This is a genomic window from Hassallia byssoidea VB512170 (genome assembly GCF_000817785.2).
In the GTDB taxonomy this organism is placed as follows: domain Bacteria; phylum Cyanobacteriota; class Cyanobacteriia; order Cyanobacteriales; family Nostocaceae; genus Hassallia; species Hassallia carrinoi.
Genome location: NZ_JTCM02000018.1, coordinates 41202 through 62328, shown reverse-complemented (window position 1 = coordinate 62328; position 21127 = coordinate 41202). Strand labels below are relative to the sequence as shown.

The window sequence follows — 21127 nt, the reverse complement described above, 5'->3', positions numbered from 1 at the left end:
AGCGGCTTGCCGCCTGCTTATCGCCACCAATTGCGTTTATTATCAGAATGTCTGAACTATAAAGTGTGGCGATGATTCCTGAGGGTGGGAACTGGCGTAATCTGCCTGCTGCCTGAATTACAGGAGGCTAGGGGCAGCTTATAAGTCCTGGGGTGGCAGGGGAGGTTTGCTGCGACGCCTGAGTTGGAGCCTGCCATCTCCTATGACAACAAATCCAGACGGTAAAGCTACTATGTAGTGTCATTTGTTCTTGCCTTTGCGCTTCTATTAATGATTCATCACTAACTGAGTCAAATTATCAACATCTTTGCTGATTAAACTCTCGACAGTAGAGAGAAACTCATTTTCTAAATAAGGCTTGGTCAAGTAAGCATTTGCGCCTAAAGCTTGTGCCAATTGGCGATGTTTTTCTGCACTGCGAGAAGTAAGAACTACTACAGGTTTTTTTATCAATTTTGGGTTTTGACGAATATTACTTAATAACTCAAAACCATTCATTCGCGGCATTTCCAAATCGGAAATTACAACCTGAATTTCCGGATGCTGCTCCAACTTTTCTAAAGCATCTACACCATTTTCGGCTTGTAAGACTTGGTAGCCAGATTTTTGTAAGGTGAGAGAAAGGGTTTGGCGGAGACTAATTGCATCATCTACTACTAAAATTACTTTTAATGAGTTGTTATTTGGCGCTAATTGACTAGGCTGCTTGCTTGCAGCAGATAAATTGAGTAGCGGTGTAGTAGAACCAGTTAAACCTGAAGGGAAAGCTTTTTTCTTTAACAAATGCGCTGTTGGCTGCGTCATCATATCAAGTGTTGCTTGCATTTCGCCAGACTGTAACAGCAGGGCACTATCAATTACTAAGATGAGAGTACCATTGGCTAAACTACTACAACCATAAACATATTTTGGGGGAGCGATCGCATTTCCTAAAGGTCTGATTACTAGCTCTTGTTCACCGATTCTTTGGTCAACTTCTAAACCCAAAACTTCTTGATTTCGCCGTAGTAAAAGTACAGGATTAGACTTTACTACTGTGTCATAATTCGTTATGTGATTCTGCGATATATTCCCGCTAGCAAATGAACCATTATAGTTTATCAACTCTGAAAGTTTACGCAGGCTAACCATCCGCTCATCCTTGCCTGTGTTCCAGTGCAAAACTTTTTTGCCTTCAAATTCCTTGATTTGCTCACTAGAGGGAATCAAGATTTTTTCGATACTATCCAACAGCAAGGCATAAACAGCACTACCCGCTTGAACTAACATTAATCTATCAGTAGTCATAGAAAAAGGAATTTTGAGTATAAAAGTTGTTCCTTGATTAGGCAATGATTGAACTGAAATAGAACCATTAAGTGCCAGCAATTGAGAGCGTACAATGTCCAATCCCATACCGCGTCCAGAAATTTCACTCACCTTACCAGCGGTGGAAAATCCCGGTGCAAACATTAACTCTAACAAAACTGATTCTGTCGGGTTATAAGTATAGCCTCTAGCTTTATCGTCAGCAGATATAAGACCTAATTCAATCGCTTTATGATGAATTTTTTCTAAGTTCAAACCTTGACCATCATCGCGAACTTCAATAATAGTTTGACTACCTTGATGATAAGCACGAATTTCAATAACACCTTGTTCGGGTTTTTGGCGATCGCGTCGAACTTCCGGAGGTTCAATTCCGTGGTCAAAAGCATTACGTACCAAGTGCAATAAAGGATCGTATAACTTTTCGGCGATCGCTTTATCGACTAACACAGCTGTGCCAGTAAGTTTCAATTCTACAATTTTGCTATAAACATTCCCCAAATTCTGTACCATCTGGGGAAAGCGTTCCAAAATATTCCCCAAAGGCAACATCCGCGCTTCCACGAGATTATCAATAATACCTAATGCTAAACGCTGTTTTTTCTCGTGAATTTGAACCGATTGTCTGAGCAGTAAATCAAGTGACTCTGTAGTTTCTTGCAGTTGCAGTGTCTCTTCTAAAGCTGAATATAATACCAGATTAAATTCTGTATATTCATCCATTTCCAAAGAGTCGAAGTCCACTGCCGCAAAATTTTGGCGATTTTGTCGAGCAAAATTTTGCAACTGTAGTGGTAAATCGCGTAATTGATTTAAAGTCGTTTGGTGTCTATTAAGTTGCTGAAATAATTGTTCAATTTTTTCTGTGAGTTGTTCATCCTGCAAAGTCCGGCGTTTGTGATAAATTAATAATTCTCCTGCTAGATAATTTAGGCGTTGCAGTCCCTCTACATCCACTCTCACAAATGAACGTTGCCGAGAATTTTTAGTTGGGGTAGGTTGTGGTTTTTCTTCGATTTGGCTGTTAATTATTGTGGTTGAATCAGGGAGGACTTCAACAATCGCTTCAGGAATATCTTGCTGACTAACAGTTAATAAGTCAGTATTTTCTGAAGGTTCGTAAGTGTTAGTTTCTGCTTCATTTTGCGTTGTTACAACTACAGCAGGGGTGATTTCTTCTCCCCATATTGCGTCTAATGCGTTGTCGGTTGATTCAAGAGGTGTAGATATTTCTTTAATTTCTAACAGTTTTTGTAATTTATGATGAACAAGCCAATTTTTTTCTTGAGGAGTAACAGAAGGATAATTTTTATATTCTTTTGCTAAGTTTATAATTTTATTTTGTATTGTTTGAATTAATGGTATGCTATCAGCGTTTTTATATTCATATTTAGCAACGGCAAGAATAATAGTTAAAATTACGCCTTGGCGATAAAGGCTTAGGCTCTGGCTATCTTCTTCATTCTGCAAAAAGTCAAAAAATTCTTTTAGCCAATTTTCCAGATAAGTGACCGGATTATTTACATCTGATTTAGGAACAAGCAAAGCCAAACTCAATTCTTGCTCAACAATGTCTTTTTCATGATTAAACCATCCGAGAATGTAGCGAATTACTTTTAAATAAAACTTGGCAACTGCTGGTTGTAACAGTACATTATTGTTACCTGGTATGGTAAAATATTTGTATAATTCTTGAATTTCGCTTCTTAAAGATGTGGTGACAAATGATGAAGCAGGAGAGTTTATAGAAGATTTATCTGATAGTTCATTTGTGACATCAGTTAAATCGGTAAGTGACAGGTTATCATCTGCTAGTGTGGTGAATTTTTGCAAAGCTAGGGAAGGTTCTCCACCACGATCGCGATCGCCTGCTAAAACTGCTTCTCGTGCTTGCTGCAAATCTGCAACGGCAATTTCCCCAATTTGACGCGCTTGGGTGGGGTTAACTTCCAGCGCAACAAGAATTGTTTGGGCAAGTTCTCCAAACCCAGGTAAATTTAGAGATTCAGCCAAGCCGATAAATACCTCAGCCTGAGAACGTAATAAATTGATGAGTTCAGCATTATCTGGTGGATCTTTAATAATTTCCACCATGCTTTCTAAACGTTGTCCAACTCCAACTTCAAAGACAGACTGAACAATATCAAATCCCAATTCTATCGAAGTAGGAATATAAGTCTCAGCGCCAAAAGCATCACCCAGTTTTTCTTGCAATTGTGCAAACACTGAAGCTGCTCGTTGAAGAATTTCTTCATCATTAATAGAAGTTCCGTTAAGTTCTGCCGTTAATGGTAAGCGCAAACATTCGTAAGCTTGTAATAGAAGAGTTTGTAACTCGTTATCAATAACCAAATCTGGGTTATAAAGAGCCTTAAATACATCTTCTAAATAATGAGCTACAGTTTTAATTACCTCTAATTCAACGTTAGCGGCTCCCCCTTTAATTGTATGAGTTGCTCGCATTAAATTATGTACTTTAGCAGTACTAGAACCTGCTGATAAGCTGAAGAGTTCTTGCTCAATAATTTGAAGTAACTCTGGCGCTTCAGTTAAAAAGTAAATGTAGCCTTGTTCGCGAATTGAAGGATCTGTAATCATAAGTGGGGAGTGGGGAGTGGGGAGTGGGGAGTGGGGAATGGGGAGTGGGGAGTGGGGAATGGGGAATGGGGAATGGGGAATGGGGAATGGGGGTAAGACTCGATCGGCACTCTATTTGCTTCGTTCAAAATTTCTTCCCCTACTCCCTACTCCCCACTCCCTACTCCCCACTCCCTACTCCCTTTTTCTCTAAAGAACGAATTAGAGCGCGAAGCAGTTTTCCTACAGATTCAGATTTATTCAAAATTGGATTAACTGCTTGAGTTGTTGTCAGTCCAACCCCGGCTCTGGCTGAGAGTAGCAGGTGAGTTTCTAGCTCTTTGAGAGAGCCTTGCGCTATTCGGAGATGTCTTATGTATTCTGCTCGATACTCCCGCCCATAGCCCTCGGCGACATTAGCTGGAATTGACGCAGATGCTCGACGAATCTGTGAAGTCATTCCGTAAAGTTCGTCTTTTGGAAATGTCCTCGTTAGTTGATAGCAAGCTTCAGCTAAATTCATTCCTTCTTGCCAAACTTGTAAATCCTGATAAGAGCGAATTTCACAATTTGCCATTTCTTTCCCCACTCCCCACTCCCTACTCCCTACTCCCTGCTTTTTTAATTCACTTTAAACTTACTTGCACTAGCCAATAGTTCTTGCGCCATTCCTGATAATTGTTGGAAAACATTGGCAATTTCGTAAGCTTCAGTAGAAGTATTGTTAGCAATTGTTGCTACATCTTTCATTGAAGCTGTTACCGAAACAGATTGCACCATTTGTGTTTGGGTAGCTTCGGTAATTCGCTGTAGTAACTGACTAATTTCAGCAGTAGCCGCTACGATCGCATTCAAGTTTTGCCGGGTTTCATTCACCAGATTTGTACCTTCTACAACCTGCTGAATTCCTGTTTCCATTGCAACTGCTACTTCCCCTGTTTCAGCTTGAATTTCCTGAACTAATTTTTCAATTTCTATCGTCGCTGCGGCTGATTGACGAGACAAAGAACGTACTTCATCAGCTACAACTGCAAAACCTTTGCCATATTCGCCCGCACGAGTCGCTTCAATAGCAGCATTCAGAGCTAATACGTTTGTCTGCGTGGCAAAATTACTAATCAAATTCACCACTTTGGATATCTTCTGTGAAGATTCACTCAAACGTTTAATCTTTTTGCTGGTTTGAGCAACAGTTTCGCGGATTCCTTGGATTGCTTCTACAGTCCGGTTCATCGCTGCATCGCCAGATTCGACAGTTTGGTTGGCTTGTTGCACTGTTACTTGTACCAACTCTGCATTAGCCACTACACCTTGAGTAGAGTCCACCATCTGTTGAATCTCGCCTAAAGCTTCGTTAATTTCTTCGGACTGTTGCTTTGCCAAGGTTGTTAGTGTCGCTAATGAAGCATCGCTGTTACTAGAGGTTTGGGCGACTTGTTGAGCTGCTGACTGCACCTGGATGACAATTTGCCGCAGCGCTTGCAGGGTATTATTGTAAGCATCGGCGATTGTGCCTAACTCGTCTTCTGTAATCGGCGCACGCACCGTCAAATCTCCGTTGAGTGCGGGTCTAACTGCACTGAGTAACTGCATGGCTCCTTTCTGCAATAGCTCTTTGGCAGCCTTGTCTTTTGCTGCTGCTTCTGCTAATTGTGCCGATTGTGTCTGTAGTTGTTGCAGATATTCAGCTTGTTGTAATGCTATCCCCAACTGGTCGCCAATTTGTGCTAGTAATTTGACTTCTGATTCTTCCCATTCACGCGGACTCTTATTTTCATAAGCTGCTAACATTCCCCAGAGTTTTTGTCCCTGAAAAATCGGAACGATCGCATAAGCTTTAGCTTCATACTCTTCCAAAACTTCTATGTAACAAGCCGAAAATCCCGCGTTGTAGATATCTGCAACCGCATAACTTTGTTTATGACGGAATCTCCCACCTTGGGTTTCTTGTAAGTATGTGTCTGCGATCGCTTTGCTATTTGTCTGTAGTTTACTACTTTGGATCAGCCTTTGCATTGCATTGCAATTACTAACGCTCTCTTGCAAGCGTAAGATTTTATACTGCTTTTCTACCAGATTGCTCCAGCCAGCAGTCACAGATTCAGAAATAAATTCGCCACTCCAATCTGAATTGAAGCGATAAACGGCTACACGGTCGGTGTTGAGTAGCGATCGCACTTCTTTTGTGGATGTAGTGAAAATCGCTTCAATGTCTGGGGATTGTCTGATTTTATCAATGATTTTGGCGACAGCGCGATCGCGTTCTGCGGTCTTTGCGACTTCGTGAGATTGTCGCTGCAACTGCTCTAATGTTTCCGATTGTTGCATAGCTACTCCCAGCAACACAGCAATCTGCGTCATCACATTTACTTCAAACTCTTCCCAATGTCTGCCTTGTGAATTTTGATAACTAGCTAGCAATCCCCAAAGTTTGCCTTCTTTAAAAATGGGAACAGTCAGATAAGCCTTTGCTTCAAATTGTTCTAGAAGTTCAATGTAGCAAGCAGGAAACCCAGCTTTGTAGATATCATCGACCACAAAAGTGGTTTTCTGTTGATAACGACCTCCTTTATTTTCTTGTAAATAAGTATCTTTAATGTTGACTCCTGCAAGAGTGCGGATGGTATTGCAATCACCGTTATTTTGTAGAGAGCTTCTTTGAAATTGTTGTTCTGTAAAAGGAATCCAATCTTTGCCAACAGATTCAGCTACAAATTCGCCACTCCAATCAGCATTGAAGCGATAAACAACGGTGCGATCCACTTGTAATAATCGGCGAACTTCAGCCGCTGTCGTTTGCAAAATAGTAGCAAATGCCGAAGATTCTGTAACTTTTTCTGCTAGTGCTTCTCCAATTTTGCGAGTGAGGAAAATTAAATTTTGCTGACGTTCTGCTGTGCGAGCAAGTTTTTGAGATTGCTCTTGAGTTTGTTGGATGTATTCTACTTGTGAAACAGCTACGCCAAATTGCACAGCAATTTGAGTTAACAAATTGACTTCCCTAATTTGCCAATTACGAGTTTTGGAGTTTTGATAAGCTGCTAGCAAACCCCATAATTTTTGTCCATAAAATACAGGAACAATCATATATGCCTTGGCTTCAAATTGTTCCAAAATGTCTATGTGGCAGGGGGAATGACCAACTTGATAAATGTCATTAACTACAAATGCTTCATTGTTGCGGTAACGTCCTCCCTGAGTTTCTTTTAGGTGAGTATCTTCCCAAACAGTTTTGATACCTTGTCCTACCAATTTTACCCAACTATTAGCTACAGATTCAGCGACAAACTCGCCACTAAAATCGGGGTTGAAGCGATATACTGCTACGCGATCGCATTGTAATAATTGACGTACTTCTTGAGTAGTTGTTTTGAAAATAGCATCTACATCTAAGGTTTGTCGGATGCGATTGATTACTTTGGTTAAAGCTGTTTCTTGTTCAGCTATCTGAGTTAATTCCTCAGATTTCAACCGCACTTGTTCTAAATTTTCTGCTTGTGATACTGCTACAGCAAAGTTTATCCCGAACTGATTTAATAATTTAACTTCCCAAGCTTGCCACTCACGAGTTCCTGAGTTTTGATAAGCTGCTAGCAATCCCCATAATTTTGTACCAGACAATACAGGAACAATTACATATGCTTTGACTTCAAATTGTTCTAAAATATCTAGATGGCAAGGAGCATGATTTGCTTGATAAATGTCATTAACAATAAAGGTTTCATTATTGCGATAACGTCCACCTTGAGTTTCTTGCAAGTGGGTATCTTCCCAGACAGTTTTAATTCCGGATCCGACAACTTTCACCCATTCATTACCTACAGACTCAGCAATAAACTCGCCACTCCAGTCAGAATTGAAACGATATATTGCTACGCGATCGCATTGCAATAATTGACGTACTTCTTGAGTAGTAGTTTGAAATATTCTATCCAGACTTGATGCTCGTTGAATTTTATCAATGACTTTGGTAATAGATGTATGTTCTACTTGTTGCTGTTGCAGTTTTTTTTCAAATTCAAAATCCTGTAATTTGTGGATTAACTCTGTTATAATTTGAGATAGTAAGCTAATTTCAACTTCTTGCCATTGACGCGGTGCAACGCAATTTTGAACTACCAACAAGCCCCAAATTTCACCTTTTAATAAAATCGGTATACTCAAACTTGCCTTGATTTGAAATTTATCCAGCAGTTGCAATTGATAGGGAGTGATTTCTATTTTATTTGTATCTTCGATAGCAACAAATTCTTCTGCTAAATAATCTTGACTTGCAGCTAAACCAAAAATAATAGCCGGAAGCTTTTCGCGACTTGCAGGTGTCCAACCGACTGTTTTTGACTCTGCTAAGACAACACCATAATCATCAGAATTAAAGCGATAAATAAGAGCGCGATCGCACGCAATTTTTTCTCTGACTTGTGCAGTCGTGATTTTTACTAACGTGTCTTGATCTGAAGCTTGACGTATTTGCGTTGCCATATCTTGCAACTGCCGTCGCCAACTTTTAAAATGCTGTTCAACAACGTTTAATTCGACCAATATTTGATTATTATAAATATTATTATCTATATTATTGCTTGCGTTGTTATTTTCTAAATTTTTAGCATCAACAGCATGATGACCGTTTTCTTTATTATCTTGAAATAAATTTGTCATTTCATATACCTCGATTTGTTAAGTAAAAATTGCGATTATATATTTGGTAATCAAAATTTGTTTTTGTAGTTACCAAATTTTCAATTATGAATTTCCCAAATGGAAGCTTGGATAATTGCCGCAGCATCAACAGCAATAATCATCTCCTCTGAGTCATTAATGAAATATCCCTGCAAAAAATCTGACATTTCTCGTGAAAATAATTCTGCGTTTGGGAATTTTATCTGCTTTGTATCTAGCAATTCAATATCGATAAGCTGGCGCACCAAAAGTCCCAAAGATTTCCCTTCGTTTTGCACCACAAGAGCCATCATTTTTGATAGTAAATTTACCCCTTGCGAAAGTGGTGTATAACCGAGCATATTTTGTAAATCAACTAACCAAAGCATTTCGCCGCGCCAGTTGTAGATACCTAAAACGCAACTAGGCATTTGCGGTACACCACATATTTCCGTTAATGACACTTGCAATACTTCTGTAATATGCTGCAACGAAATTACAGCTGTATCTTTTGCACCTAAATTAAAACTTAAAAACTTTTGCTCTGAGTTCAAAGTTATTTATCCTTTGACAAGTGTCTTTTTATTGATTGACAATAATTAAATAGTTTTTTTGTATTAATTAAAAATATATCAAAAACTATTTAATCAATTGTTTTAATGTTATAACTAATTGTTCTGGATTTATCGGTTTAGAAAGATAAGCATCTGCTCCTAACAAAGTGCCCCACATTTTATCGACATCACTATCTTTCGTGGAGCAAAAAACTACAGGTATTTTGCTAGTAATGGGATTATTTTTCAACTCTCGGCAAATTTCAAAGCCGCTTTTTCCAGGCAAAATTACGTCGAGAAATATTAAATCTGGTTGATTGTGATTTAATTTTTCCTGAGCTTCTTCACTGCTTGTGGCACTAATCACAGAAAAACCTGCCTGTTGCAAGTAACCGCTGAGGATTTTCATATCGGTCAAACCGTCCTCAACTACTAAAACAGTATTCATGGTAATTACCTAATAATGAATTGTGTATTTAAATTAAACAAGTGCAAGTTTTTGACTTTATCTAATTTTGATTCATCGTTTTTAAATTTGGCGAGCGTGAAAGTACTTAGGCTTCACAATTTTGACATTAAAAATTTAAAAATGATGCTTGGTTACGATACATAATCTTTTTATCTGTATTCTTTCAAATCCAAGTTGCGAAGCCTGGGTTGAGGTCATATCAGATAAGAGTTTTAAATATGTTGTGGTATAGCTATCTCTAAATGCCAACCTAATATTTAGGGCTGACTTTATGATTAGCGCTTTGATAAATCATCGAAGATTAACTATCAATCCTTAATGACAAACCTGCAAATCAGATCCGCTCTTTACTGACGATTGAGCCTGCACATACTTACGTACCACAGTCATTACTTTATCAGCGACTACTGGTTTTGTGATAAAGTCCGTAGAACCTACGACTTTGGCACGAACTCTATCAAACAAACCATCACTGCCTGTTAAGATAATCACGGGTGTGTTAGCGAAGACAGAAATTCGCCGTAACTGAGCGCAGATTTCATAACCACTAGCAACGGGCATTACTAAATCTAAAAAAATTAAGTCTGGCTTATGCTCAATTAGAATTGGTAGCGCTTGCACGGGATCTTGAATTTTGATACACCTCAGTCCGTTTGGGATCAGAATCTGTTCTAACATTTGACAGACCTGAGGGCTATCATCTACACAGGCTATTAATGGAACTGCTGGGGTCTTTGGTTGTAGAGGAGTAGAGTTCTTTTTAACTTGGGTGACTGCTAAGGGTAAATCAGGCGCTTCTACCAGTTCAATGAGTCCTTTTAGTATATAAGGAAGTAAAGAACGGGCGACTGGGAGTACACTCTGCTTCATTTTGACTGCTAAATCTCGCAGAGTATATTTGCCGTTGATTAAAGTCACAAAGTTTTTGTAGACAGATAAGCTAACCTGTTGCTGGAGTTGCTCTGGTCTTCGCAAAATTGGTGCTAAATCAGGAGAAAAACTCGCTAAACCAGCTTCAGACCAATTTTTCCACGTTTCTTGCATCAGCTTCAGAGACATGTCTGCATTTGTGAAGCTCATTGGTGCTTCCAAGATAACTTCTTGGTTGCGATCGCAACTAACAGAGGCAAAATTTGCTTGTTGAGCAAGGTCAAATAACAATTCTGTGACTGTATTTTCTACAATAAAGTTGATTTGCTCACGTTTAATTTTCTGTTTTTCATGCAAGACTTCCAAAAGGCGATAACCCCAATAGTCAATTGATATATCCTCAACGCGCAACCGCATTTTCTCTACATCAATTTCCGGACAATGTTGAGCCATATGTCTACGCCAGCGGCGAAACGGATGAGTCCCCCCTGTTGCCCAAACTATCCGTCCTAACCGATAGTAAAAAGCCCATTTATGTCCCTTGGAACTTTTAATATTTAATTTGCCACTGTATTGTAGTTGAGTACAACTTTTAAATTCATCAACTAAGTTATTCGGTACTATCAATTCCGGATGACTCATGCTTTATTCCTTTGATTAACAAGTCAGCCCTTAAAAAACCATAATTAGCTATATAGTATCTTTTCATTCATACACTGGATACTAACAAATTAATCCGGATAGTAGCCATTTATTCTGTATTGTAATGATATAGAGCGTTCTTAAGTATAGATTGAGAATATTGGGGGAAATAGAGGCAGCATTAACTGTCCCTTGAGAGAAGTAATCCGGCGTAGAATTTACCTTCACTCATACCCTACATCCCTGGCAACATTTCCCTAAAAAACGTGGAATTGCGCTCATTTCAAGATAAAGATGCACTATACAGTCATGTATCATCTTACGATTTTGCCCGCTGAAACAAATCCGTGTAAATCCTGATTTTTATTTTGAAGTGAATTTAAAAATTTTAGATATATTGTATTATTCTTTTTAATTTTAAGATGAGTTAGGGTTTGTTCTATGTCTACTAAACAGTATAATTTTATAATATTTTTTATAAATGAAGAGTGGAAAATTTTAATTTATATAAAAAATAGGAAATAATATTTTGAGAAGTGCGGTTAGATCTGAGCGATCGCACTTAATAAACTACTTGATTCTGTATAATAAGTAAATTTGGCAAAAAAGACAAGCTAAGTTGTTCAGTTTGCAACAGTTATTGCGAGTGAAGGCATAAGCCCAACGTTGTATTAACTGGCAAAGCTGGAAAAATTACGATATTAACTTCAAGAATTTGATATCTATTTCTTGATTTAGTTTCGCTAAAACTCTGTTATTATTTAACAGTATAAATAGCCCACAATGTCAAGAAAGCAAAGAATTGAAAAATCAAAGGCAAAACTTTCCGAATATTGATTAAACGGTGATTTCTTGGGGTAAAGAACTTTGCGTATAGTGTTGTACTAAAGCTATTATTGCTTGAGCTACGGAGGCACTTTGATTTGGGCTGACAGTGACAATTGGTGGTCGGGTTTGCTTTGAAGCATAACCGAGAGCGATCGCTATATTTTCTTCGGACCAAGCTCCTGGACAATCTACATGAGTTAAACCAATAATCATGGGAATTTGTACCGTTCGATTCATGTAGTCAGCAATTCGACGAGCGGAGCTAAATTCCTCTGGTCGATTAGCTGATACTAGCAAGATGTAAGCGTGCGCCTTGTTAATTAATATTTTCCAGAGAAAATTGAATCGCTCGTGACCTGGTGTACCGTAAAGATGCAGCACCATATCAGGAGAAAATTGCAGTTTGCCAAAGTCAAAGGCAACGGTAGTTTTTTCCTTAAGTAATGCTGTTTGGTCTGTTGCTTGACAATCTGTATCTACAACTTCAATTTCACTAATAGAACGAATGAAAGTTGACTTGCCAGCCCCGACATGACCAGTCACAACCAAGCGCATGATTTCCATAAAACTTTAATAAAAGATAAACAACGTTCGTCTGATTGTTCTTTCTGGAAGATTAGCACTTATGATTATCCTGAGGTAATTCATAAATGCCAACGGCAGTTTTACTTACAACTAATTCTTGGCTTCATATTTGTTTAAGTAAAATTACGTAATACCATATTCACCCGCAGGCTAGAAGCCTAGGGCTATACGAACAAAGCCCACCTACGTGGGCTAATTAAGAGCATCTTGATATAGAAGAGGAAAAAAAGTGAGCCAGCGCGGTCTTGGGGGTTTCCCCCATGAGCGACTGGCGAACCCGAAGGGTTATTAGCTATTAGCTAATAGTTCGTGGTTTTGTGGAGATTTATCCTTTTTTCTTTGTTGCTTCAATGGCTGCTCTGAGATTACTTTGATGCTCTGACAAGAGCCTATCGCCCTCCTCTTTTTCCAAACCAGTCCAATGCATTAATAGTGCTAATTTTACCCACTTGCCACTGCGTTCTAGTAACAAATTAGCGGCTTCACGGCTTAAGCCTGTAAGGTCTGACAAAATTCGCAAAGCGCGATCGCGTAACTTTTGATTTGTCACAGCTACATCAACCATGCGATTGCCGTAAACCTTGCCGAGCTTGACCATCACTCCTGTAGAAATGATGTTTAAAGCTAGCTTTGTTGCTGTTCCTGCTTTTAAGCGAGTTGAACCAGCTAGCACCTCTGGTCCAGTTAAGAGGCGAATGTCAACATCGACATTAATCTTAACTTGATCGTCAGGGACACAAGCGATAAAAATAGTAGTGGCTCCCCGCTGACGAGCGGCGGAAAGCGCACCATGAACAAAAGGCGTTGTACCGCCGGCGGTAATCCCGATGACTACATCTAGTTGTGTAATTTGTCGTTGAGCGATCGCAGCTTCTCCATCTTGCGATCGGTCTTCTAAATCTTCGGAACTGCGTACTAGTGCCCCTGCACCACCAGCAATTATCCCCTGTACTAACTCTGGAGGTGTACAAAAAGTTGGGGGACACTCGGCGGCGTCTAAAACTCCTAATCTACCACTCGTCCCCGCACCGACATAAAACAGGCGTCCTCCGTGACGCAAACGTTCTGCGGCGCGTTCAATCGTTTCGGCTAGCTGATTTTTAGCTTTCTCAACCGCAGCTACAGCTTTTTGGTCTTCGCTGTTAAACAGTTCTACGAATTCCAAACAACTGAGCTGGTCTAAGTTTAGACTATTAGGATTTACCTGCTCAGTTAAAAGATGCCCGCGCTCCTGCAAATTTTGCATTGTCTACATCCGTTACATCTGTTAATTATCCTTTAACTATTAACTGTCAGTTGTATGATTGTCATCTAGATATTGACTAGTGACTAATTACAACAATCCTTCTAATTTTCGACGAATCCTGTCGATTTCCGAATCAGAAAACTCTGGTTGTTCTTCTGGCGCTTGGTTGCGACGCTGGGATTCTTCATCATTGTTCTGTTCCGGGGCATTTGGTTGCCAGTCGGTTTCTGGTACGTTTGTTTCTGGGGGAATGGCTAATTCGCCGTTTTCCGGGACGATTTCCCAGTCATAATTAGCACTTTCACAAAATTCTTTGATTTCCTCGGCATCTACCGCTTCTACTGTGGGTGAGGCGAAATCCTGAGCTTCTAGCAACAGAGCATAGCGGGTAGCGTCGTCTTCTGACTCGAACATCAGAATTTTATTGCGTACTGCCCCTGGCAGCGCCGCTTCGGCATCGCCTACCCGAATCGAGTGAATTCCCTCATTTTCTGTTCGCGCATTAAAAATTAACACAAAAACACGCATGGGTGTAATCATCAGTCCTTTTATCTTGAATCTATTCATTAAATTATGGCGCGATAGAGACCCCATACCGCAGGGGAAAAGGAAAAGGGGACAAGGGGGGAGGGGGAGCAGGGGGGGCAGGGGGAGCAGGGGAAGCAGGGGGGGCAGGGGGGGCAGGGGGATTTCTTACCCTTTCCCCTTTCCCCAATCATAGGCAGGTGCTCCACTTGGGGAGACCCCAAGACCGCACTGCCTCCCCTTTTCCCCTCTTAAAAAAGCCCATTACCCATTACCCATTACCCATTACCAATTACCCATTACCTAATTCCCAATTCCCAAATTATTAAGATTTTCTTGACAGTCCGAATATCGCCATACATCAAGCTATTAAGCGTTATTTCTCATTAATTCTCGTTTATACGCCCTCTTAATCTATCCTGTATCACTGCTTGACTTGGCGTATCCTGGTAATGACATGTCCAATGCTGTGTCCGTTAGCTTTCTTCTGTGTACCAGCTACATCTGGCAGTAAATAGTAAAACCAAATGGCTAACTCTCCCCATCAAGATCCTAACTTTAATGCCCGTGCTAATAAGCGTCTTTGGTTTCTAGTGCTAAGTCGCGGTGGTATTGCCTTAGGCGGACTTTTATTGCTTGGACTTATCGGCGGTGCTTGGAGATTGTCGATTTTTGTCCAAAAAGAGTTAGCACCGCTGGCAGAACAAAATCTTACAACTTCACTTAACCGTCCTGTAAAACTGGGGAAAGTTAAAGGATTTTCTCTTACTGGAGTAAGCTTTGGATCTTCAGCAATTCCAGCAACACCTACAGATCCCGACCGAGTGGCAATTGGTGGCGTGGATGTAGGTTTTGATATATTACAGTTACTCACCAAGCGTACATTAAAGCTAGATGTCACTTTAGTCAATCCGGATCTTTATATAGAACAGGATCGACAAGGGCGCTGGATTACTACAAGCATCGCACCGCCAGGTAAAAGCGGCGCTATTAAGACTGATTTGGACAAAATTCGGTTTAGCAATGCCAACTTGGTTTTAGTACCGTATCGAGAGGCAGGTGGACAAGGGGGACTAGGGGGACAAGGAGGACAAGGAGGACAAGGGGGACAAGGGGAAATTTCTTCTTCTGCTCCCCCTGCTTCCCCTGCTTCCCCTGCTTCCCCTGCTTCCCCTGCTTCCCCTGCTTCCCCTCTCCCCCTCCCCCCCTCCCCCACTCCTGCAACAGTGGCGTTTTCACAGCTTAACGGTTCGGCTCAACTTCTGGAAAACAACAAACTGATTAGGTTTGACCTGCAAGGACTGCCCGGTACTGGGGGCACAATTGCCCTTGGGGGAGATGTGCGTGTAGAGGGAGGAGGGATACAACAAGCTAAACTACGGGTTCAAGCGCAAGATTTTCTTGCTTCTGATATCACTAGTTTGATTAAATTACCACTGATATTAGAGGCGGGGCGAACTAATGGAAATTTACAAGTTGAATTAAACGGGAAAAAACAACCTTTACTACAAGGAAGCGCTAGTTTACAAGCAGTGCGATTTCAGATTCCCAAAGTGCCACAACCATTTATCAATTCCCAAGGAAATCTCAATTTCCAAGGTACGCAAATCAAGGTTGATAATGTGGCGACTAGCTACGGTAAAATTCCAGTGGTGGCTAATGGCACCATCGATACAAAAACTGGCTTTAAGCTGATAGCGCGATCGCAGCCTGTAAGTGTAGCGAATGCTTTAGAAACTCTTAAGGTAAAATCGCCTTTAGCTGTAACTGGAGAAGTCAAAACCGACTTGCAGATAGGCGGAGGAATCTCACAGCCATTTCTCTCAGGTACAGTTGTCAGCACCAAACCTGCCAAAATTGACAAAGTTGATTTAGATAGCTTCCGCAGTAAATTTGATTTTTCGACTGCTGCTTCCCTAATTACCCTGAAAGATATTCAAGGTAAGGTAAAATTAGGCGGCGATGTCACTGGTGGTGGAACGATCGCTTTAGGTAAAGTTCCCCAAATAAATGTCAATTTCCGCGCCAAAAATCTACCTGGAGATGTATTGGCAAAAGTTTACGATGTCAATACGTCTAATGTGCAAATCGGCACTGTCTCTGGTAATGCTAATTTAAGTGGCGGTGGTAGTAATGTGCAAACTGTGGTAGACTTTCAAGCACCACAGGCTACTTACCCAACAAGTGGTGAAATAGCGATCGCACCAGATAAAAGCATCTCTTTCCGCAATGTGGTTGCTAGTCTCCCTGGCGGTACAGTACAGGCATCTGGCAGTTTTGCCAATCAACGCTGGCAAGCTGTAGCCCAAACTCAAGGCTTACAGTTAGAACCGTTTGTAAACAAACAACAACTGCAAAATGTCTCTTTGGCTGGGGCACAATTAAACGGTCGTTTCACATTATCCGGCACTACCGGTCCGTTTCAAATTGCCAAAATTGACTCGGATAACGGACGAGTTCAAATTGGTGGCGGTACTGTTGCAATTTCTAACATCAAGCTGCAAGACCAAAACGTTTCCGCCCAATTAATCGCATCAGGTGTGCGACTGGGACGAGTGTTGAAAAAGACTCCGCCTATTTTACAAGCACCTTTGGCGGGTAAATTCCAAATTGCAGGCAATAGAGAAAATTTTAGCCTGAAAACTCTGCAAGCCACAGGCGAAGCGCGTTTGGGCGTTGCTGGCGGTACCGTCACAGCTGCAAATATCCGACTGGCTGATGGCGTGTATCAAGCACAAGTCCGGGCAAATGATGTTGCCGTGCAAGAATTATCACCAGCCACTAAGGATTTTCGCGGAAGGCTAATCGGTCAGTTTCAGGTGGCGGGAAGCGCCGAATCAATTACACCAGAAACTATCCAAGCAACTGGTCAAGCACGGGTGAATGTAGGAAATGGCACAGTCACGGCATCAAATATTCAACTTGCTAATGGCGTGTATCAAGCACAAGTCCAAGCAAATAACGTGTCGTTGCAGCGTTTGCCATCAGTACCGCCACAGCTTCAAGGTGATTTAAACGGTCAATTTAATGTAGCAGGCAGCGCTACTTCCTTTCAACCAGAAACTATTCAAGCCAGTGGTCGGGCAAGGGTGAATTTAGGAAAGGGAACAGTTACAGCCTCGAATATCCAATTGGCGAATGGTCGCTATCAAGCACAAGTGCAAGCAAATAATGTGCCTTTGCAGCGTTTGCCATCAGTCCCACCGCAGTTTCAAGGTGATTTAAACGGTCAATTTAATGTGGCGGGAAGTTTGGAAGCATCCCAACGGCAAAATATTCAAGCCACCGGTCAAGCGAGGGTGAATTTTGGAAAGGGTACAGTTACAGCTTCAAATATCCAACTTGCCAATGGTCGCTATCAAGCGGAAATTATAGCAGATAATCTGCCTTTGCAGCGTTTGGCAAAAGTACCACCGCAGTTTCAAGGTGATTTAAACGGTCAATTTAATGTGGCTGGAAGTTTGGAAGCATCCCAACGGCAAAATATTCAAGCCACCGGTGAAGCGCGGGTAAATGTTGCAGGTGGGACAGTTACAGCTTCTAATATTCAACTTGCCAATGGTCGCTATGAAGCTTTAGTGGCGGCTGAGGGTGTAGAATTAAACCGCTTTAATCAGCAGTTACGCGGTGATTTGGGCGGTGAATTGCAAGTAGCGGGAACAGTGGCATCGCCCAAATTATCAGATGTGCGTGCCGCTGGTGATGTACAGTTATCTCAAGGTATTCCCGGACTTGAGAAACCTTTGAATGCTGCGATCGCCTGGAATGGTCAAAAGCTGACGATTGTCAAAGCTACGGCTCCAGATTTAAATGTTAGTGGTGATATATTTGTTAACGCGAAAGCAAGTATCCCAGAAATTACTAATTTAAATCTGAATGTACAAGCACAAAATTACAATCTGCAACAATTGCCTATAAAGCTGCCGAATGCGGTAGCCTTGGCAGGAAAAGCTGATTTTAGCGGACAAGTAACTGGAAAGTTACCTTTGCCAAATGTTGAAGGGCAACTCAATTTACGCGACTTGGTGGTAAATAATTTAGCTTTTGAACCGGTGTTGAGTGGTAAAGTTGAATCAGTGCAGGGACGTGGTTTAAATTTGAATCTAGCAGGGACACGCGATCGCATTGCTTTCAACCTGAATGAAAATAATCGCCCTGAATCCTTTGTAGTGCAGTGGCAGCAAGCATCGGCAATCGGTCGCAGTCAAGGAGATAATTTGGCAGTGCAAGTCAGAGATTTCCCCTTGCAGGTATTGAAATTAAATCCGCCACCGAATATTCGCTTGGGTGTAGGTGCGATCGCTGGATTGATATCAGCAGATTTAGAGGTTAATCAGCGAACATTTGCGACAACGGGTAATATTAATATTGATAAACCAGAAGTAGGCAGAATTAAAGGCGATCGCTTTGCTGCTCAGTTCAACTACAACAACGGTATAGCAACACTCACAAATAGCGAATTCGCCAAAGGAAACAGTCGCTATGCTTTCAGCGGCACTTTTAACCAAAATGGCAAAACTCCGCAACTACAAGCCAAAGTAAACATCAATCAAGGTAATATCCAAGATGTCTTGCTTGTAGCACAGTTATTTGAAATCCAAGATTTCCAACGCGGTGCCCAAGCACCAACTTATGGCAAAGCTGCGGATTTAGTCACCATCCCACAAGGTTTACCCAATCAGCCGTTATTTACGCAACTTCTGCGCTTTAATGAAATTGATGCACTCCTAGCACAACAAGATCAACAGCAGCGGGATGCTTCTCCTTTGCCAGCATTGGCAGATTTAACCGGCACTTTTAACGGTGAAGTTGCCGTGGAAACAGGTACGACAAAAGGATTGGCTGTAAACTTTGATTTGAACGGTCAAAACTTTGTTTGGGGTGCAAAAGACGAACAAAATCAATGTTTAGAAACAGATTTTTGTTATAGTGCCGAAAAAGTAATTGCCGAAGGTAGCTTGGAAAATGGCGTTCTGAGATTGTTACCTTTACGACTGGAGTCTCAAAACAGACTGATCGCTTTTACAGGTGTCATAGGCAGTGAAGAACAATCCGGTCAATTACAAGTCAGTAATTTCCCTATAGGAGTACTGAATAATTTTGTCAAACTGCCGATTGGTTTTACAGGTAATCTGGACGCTTCAGCAGCTTTAGCAGGCAGTATTAAGAACCCGCAAGCTAGAGGGGAATTGCAAGTCACCGATGGAACTCTCAATCAAAAACCAATAGAATCAGCAGCTGCAAGTTTCGCTTATGCCAACGGACGCCTGAACTTTGGCAGTAGAGTTACGGTTTCTGGTCCAGAACCAGTTAACATCAGCGGTAGCATTCCCTACCAGTTTCCTTTTGCGTCAGCAGCACCTGATAGCAATGAAATTCAGCTAGATGTAAAGGTGAAAAATGAAGGATTGGCGTTATTAAATCTGTTTACTAACCAAGTTGCCTTGGAAAATGGTCAAGGAGAAATAGACTTAACGGTGCGCGGGACAAGAAAAGATCCAGTTGTTAATGGAATTGCTAGTATCAACAATGGTGTTTTTTCGGCTCAAGCTTTACCAGGACAACTGACAGATGTCAACGGCAGAGTGCTGTTTAACTTTAACAGTATAACAGTGGAAAATGTCCAGGCTAATTATAGCCGGGGTAAAGTAGCAGCGGCGGGAGAGATTCCCATTTCCGAGAATCGACAAGTACAAATAAACAATCCCTTAAGAGTTACTCTTGACCAGTTGGCGTTAAATCTCAAAGGATTGTATGAAGGTGGTGTCAGTGGCGATGTAAAAATTACTGGTGCTGCCCTTAGCCCAATAATTGGCGGCAAAGTACAGTTGACAAATGGTCAAGTGTTGTTAGCAGAATCTAATAATGCCACTAACCCGGGAACTAATAATGTAGGCGTTCCACCTCAAACCAAAGCCCTCAAACAGAACAAAAACAATCCTACTAACGGCGCGGCTACGACAACGACCAGGTTTAATAATCTAGAGATTGAGTTAGCCAAAAACGTAAAAGTTACCCGTCCACCTCTTATCAGTTTTGGGGCTACTGGCACCCTCACCATCAACGGCGCTTTGGGTAATTTGTTACCTGATGGAACTATTACCTTGCGAAATGGGGGAGTAAATTTGTATACTACGCAGTTCAATCTTGCCCGTGGCTACGAACAAACTGCAATTTTTACCCCAGAGAGAGGACTCGATCCGGAATTGAATGTCAGGCTATTTGCCAAGGTACTAGATACGGTTCCGAACCGGGTTCCCACCACATCAGTATCATCGGAAATCAACGATAGCGATGGTCTTATTCCCAACTTTGAACCGATCAGAACTATTCAAGTTGAAGCGCGTGTTGAAGGTTTGGCTAGCCAACTTAACCAAAATTTAGAATTGACAAGTAGTCCCGCACGCAGCGAAACCGAAATTGTGGCTTTGCTTGGTGGTAGCTTTGTAAACACGCTGGGAAGTGGGGACAGTACGCTGGCACTTGCTAACTTAGCAGGTTCAGCTCTCAACCTTCAGGGAACTTTTAACCAGATTGGCAATGCATTTGGTTTAAGTGAATTCCGTTTATTCCCAACTATTTCAGCAGTCAGTGATTCTTCTAGTCTGGAATTGGGAGCTGAGGCTGGAATTGATATTACTCCGAGAATTTCTTTTTCCGGCATCAAGATTTTGACTGCCGAAGACCCTTTACAATTAGGTGTTAACTACCGAATAAATGATAACTTGCGTTTGCGTGGTTCTGCGCCTTTATTCTCTAACTCTAATTGTTCTGCCGGAAGTGGTAACGATGAAGACAACTTTGCTACTTACTCATGTGGCATTAATGCTGTGTTGGAGTATGAAAAGCGGTTTTAATTGGGCA

General features: G+C 41.3%; 11 protein-coding genes. 1 reads left to right on the top strand and 10 read right to left on the bottom strand.

Features of this window, described 5'->3' with window-relative positions:
• Positions 1-267: 267 nt before the first annotated feature.
• From PI95_RS11185 to PI95_RS11145, 10 genes are all read right to left on the bottom strand, one after another.
• Entirely contained in the window at positions 268-3906 is a 3639-nt protein-coding gene (locus tag PI95_RS11185) for a hybrid sensor histidine kinase/response regulator (RefSeq protein ID WP_039737479.1), read from the bottom strand.
• Positions 3903-4034 (bottom strand): hypothetical protein, encoded by a 132-nt coding sequence (locus PI95_RS36765; protein WP_268896742.1) that lies wholly within the window; start codon positions 4032-4034, stop codon positions 3903-3905. The genes PI95_RS11185 and PI95_RS36765 overlap by 4 nt, the downstream gene beginning before the upstream one ends.
• A 32-nt stretch (positions 4035-4066) precedes the next feature.
• A complete protein-coding gene (locus tag PI95_RS11180; RefSeq protein WP_039738247.1) occupies positions 4067-4462 on the bottom strand; it encodes a four helix bundle protein in 396 nt (131 codons plus the stop codon).
• Between the two features lie 44 nt (positions 4463-4506).
• Positions 4507-8544, bottom strand: a complete 4038-nt coding sequence (locus tag PI95_RS11175; protein WP_039737478.1) for a GAF domain-containing protein — start codon at positions 8542-8544, stop codon at positions 4507-4509.
• 80 nt (positions 8545-8624) lie between these two features.
• Positions 8625-9098: a chemotaxis protein CheW gene (locus PI95_RS11170; RefSeq protein ID WP_039737475.1), complete on the bottom strand. Its 474-nt coding sequence runs from the start codon at positions 9096-9098 to the stop codon at positions 8625-8627.
• Between the two features lie 85 nt (positions 9099-9183).
• A complete protein-coding gene (locus tag PI95_RS11165) occupies positions 9184-9546 on the bottom strand; it encodes a response regulator transcription factor (protein WP_039737473.1) in 363 nt (120 codons plus the stop codon).
• 336 nt (positions 9547-9882) lie between these two features.
• Positions 9883-11079: a response regulator gene (locus tag PI95_RS11160; protein WP_039737471.1), complete on the bottom strand. Its 1197-nt coding sequence runs from the start codon at positions 11077-11079 to the stop codon at positions 9883-9885.
• A gap of 837 nt (positions 11080-11916) precedes the next feature.
• Entirely contained in the window at positions 11917-12471 is a 555-nt protein-coding gene (locus PI95_RS11155) for a GTP-binding protein (RefSeq protein ID WP_039737469.1), read from the bottom strand.
• A 346-nt stretch (positions 12472-12817) separates the two neighbouring features.
• Positions 12818-13738, bottom strand: a complete 921-nt coding sequence (gene murQ, locus PI95_RS11150) for an N-acetylmuramic acid 6-phosphate etherase (protein WP_039737467.1) — start codon at positions 13736-13738, stop codon at positions 12818-12820.
• A gap of 87 nt (positions 13739-13825) precedes the next feature.
• The gene (locus PI95_RS11145; protein ID WP_039737463.1) at positions 13826-14278 is read right to left on the bottom strand and encodes a DUF3110 domain-containing protein; all 453 of its coding nucleotides are present in this window, start codon (positions 14276-14278) and stop codon (positions 13826-13828) included.
• Positions 14279-14790: 512 nt separating this feature from the next.
• Between PI95_RS11145 and PI95_RS11140 the strand changes: the two genes are divergently transcribed.
• The gene (locus tag PI95_RS11140; RefSeq protein WP_063842287.1) at positions 14791-21120 is read left to right on the top strand and encodes a translocation/assembly module TamB; all 6330 of its coding nucleotides are present in this window, start codon (positions 14791-14793) and stop codon (positions 21118-21120) included.
• Positions 21121-21127 lie beyond the last annotated feature (7 nt).

What these genes read in the sequence shown, in the direction of transcription:
- PI95_RS11155 (WP_039737469.1), bottom strand. Translation starts at nt 12,471, where the DNA reads ATGGAAATCATGCGCTTGGTTGTGACTGGTCATGTCGGGGCTGGCAAG.
- murQ (WP_039737467.1), bottom strand. Translation starts at nt 13,738, where the DNA reads ATGCAAAATTTGCAGGAGCGCGGGCATCTTTTAACTGAGCAGGTAAAT.
- PI95_RS11165 (WP_039737473.1), bottom strand. Translation starts at nt 9,546, where the DNA reads ATGAATACTGTTTTAGTAGTTGAGGACGGTTTGACCGATATGAAAATC.
- PI95_RS11160 (WP_039737471.1), bottom strand. Translation starts at nt 11,079, where the DNA reads ATGAGTCATCCGGAATTGATAGTACCGAATAACTTAGTTGATGAATTT.
- PI95_RS11140 (WP_063842287.1), top strand. Translation starts at nt 14,791, where the DNA reads ATGGCTAACTCTCCCCATCAAGATCCTAACTTTAATGCCCGTGCTAAT.
- PI95_RS11145 (WP_039737463.1), bottom strand. Translation starts at nt 14,278, where the DNA reads ATGATTACACCCATGCGTGTTTTTGTGTTAATTTTTAATGCGCGAACA.
- PI95_RS11180 (WP_039738247.1), bottom strand. Translation starts at nt 4,462, where the DNA reads ATGGCAAATTGTGAAATTCGCTCTTATCAGGATTTACAAGTTTGGCAA.
- PI95_RS11185 (WP_039737479.1), bottom strand. Translation starts at nt 3,906, where the DNA reads ATGATTACAGATCCTTCAATTCGCGAACAAGGCTACATTTACTTTTTA.
- PI95_RS11175 (WP_039737478.1), bottom strand. Translation starts at nt 8,544, where the DNA reads ATGACAAATTTATTTCAAGATAATAAAGAAAACGGTCATCATGCTGTT.